2 protein-coding genes and 1 pseudogene (2 of these 3 only partly in view) are annotated in these 1,521 nt (G+C 67.8%); all 3 read left to right on the forward strand.

What is annotated here, in order from left to right; translation table 11 throughout:
• Positions 1-451, forward strand: a pseudogene (locus ACFE99_RS08065) (magnesium transporter MgtE N-terminal domain-containing protein) (it extends 839 nt beyond the left edge of the window).
• Entirely contained in the window at positions 448-981 is a 534-nt protein-coding gene (locus ACFE99_RS08070) for a DUF1003 domain-containing protein (RefSeq protein WP_375484104.1), read from the forward strand. Before ACFE99_RS08065 ends, ACFE99_RS08070 begins: the two are co-directional and overlap by 4 nt.
• 337 nt (positions 982-1,318) lie before the next feature.
• The coding region annotated (locus ACFE99_RS08075; RefSeq protein ID WP_375484106.1) for a lytic transglycosylase domain-containing protein crosses the window boundary (this coding region is incomplete at its 3' end): on the forward strand, positions 1,319-1,521 show 203 of its 1,297 nt. 1,094 nt of the annotated region lie beyond the right edge of the window.

Below are 1,521 nucleotides of genomic sequence, written 5' to 3' on the forward strand. Positions count from 1 at the left end.
CTCCCCCAACACCGCCGGCGGTCTGATGACGTCCAACCCGATCGTGCTGACAGCGGACAGTTCCGTGGCCGAAGCACTGGCCCGGGTGCGCGACCCCGACCTCACTCCGGCGTTGGCTTCCCTGGTTTTTGTCACGCGCCCGCCAACGGCCACTCCGACCGGTCGCTACCTGGGCTGTGTGCATCTGCAGCGCCTGCTGCGTGAGCCACCGGCCGCGCTGGTCGGCGGAATCGTCGACGCCGATCTGCCCACCCTGACACCGGCGCTACCCCTGGCCCCCCTGACGCGCTATTTCGCCGCCTACAACTTGCTCTGCGGGCCGGTGGTCGACGACCAAAATCACCTACTGGGAGCGGTGACTGTCGATGACGTGCTCGACCACCTGTTACCGCCCGACTGGCGCGAGGCCGTCGACGAACCGGAGCTCGACGGCGTCGGGAGAGCCTTGTGAGCAAGTCCTCGCCGCGGCAGCGCCTCTACACTCCCCGCACCTCGCGGGCGCTCGCGCCGCGGGTCGACCCAGAAGCGGTCGGCCGGATCACCGAATCGATCGCCCGCTTCTTCGGCACCGGCCGATACTTGCTGCTGCAGACCGTGGTGGTGATCGCGTGGATTGTGATCAACGCCTACGCGGCCAGCTTGCGCTGGGACCCCTACCCGTTCATCCTGCTCAACCTGGCCTTCTCCACACAGGCGGCCTATGCGGCGCCGCTGATTCTGCTGGCCCAGAACCGTCAGGAGAACCGCGACCGCGTCGCGCTCGAAGAAGATCGTCGACGTGCCGCACAGACGAAGGCCGACACCGAATACCTGGCCCGCGAGCTGGCCGCCCTGCGGCTGGCCATCGGCGAGGTCCAAAAGACCCGCGAGTACCTGCGCCACGAATTGGAAAGCCTGCGCGAGCTTCTGGAGGAGCGGCAACTGGAAAAGCCGGTGCATGCGCCGGACGGCGCCGACGTTCGCGCCAACCGGCACCGCTGAAACCGGCTCGTTCCCCAGGCGCTGCATCCTCGTCAGGCAACTCCGTCATTGTTGCCACTGCAGCCACCAGAGTTATGTATGGTGACCTAGTTCACGATGCCTTTGGGTTTGACGGACGCTTGAGTCACATACTGAGGACGGTCGAGTGCGCATTGGGGGACGTTCGGGTGCACGCCCGACCTTCGCGGCCATGCGGCAACGAGTAGCGCGCCTGGCGCGGACACCATCGTTTAGCAGAGCCCCCATTGCTTTCTTACGTGATCGGCTGGCGCGGACACCGGCGTTGGGCGCGGCGGCCCTCACCTCCCTGCGCCAGCGTCTTGCGCACACACCGGCGATGGGTGCAACTGCCGTCACGTCGTTGCCGCAGCAGCTCGCCCGGGTGACGCGGACCCCGGCGTTCGGCGTGGCAATGATCACTCCGCTGATGTTCGCCGGAGCAGTCGGCGCCGCGGCCCCTCGTTTCCCGGGGCTGGCACCTGCTGTGCGGGGCGCCGCCATTACCCCGGTGGCGGCGGTGGCCCCAGCCCCAGCCCCTGG

Origin of the sequence: uncultured Mycobacterium sp. (genome assembly GCF_964249325.1) — a bacterium.
GTDB lineage: Bacteria > Actinomycetota > Actinomycetes > Mycobacteriales > Mycobacteriaceae > Mycobacterium.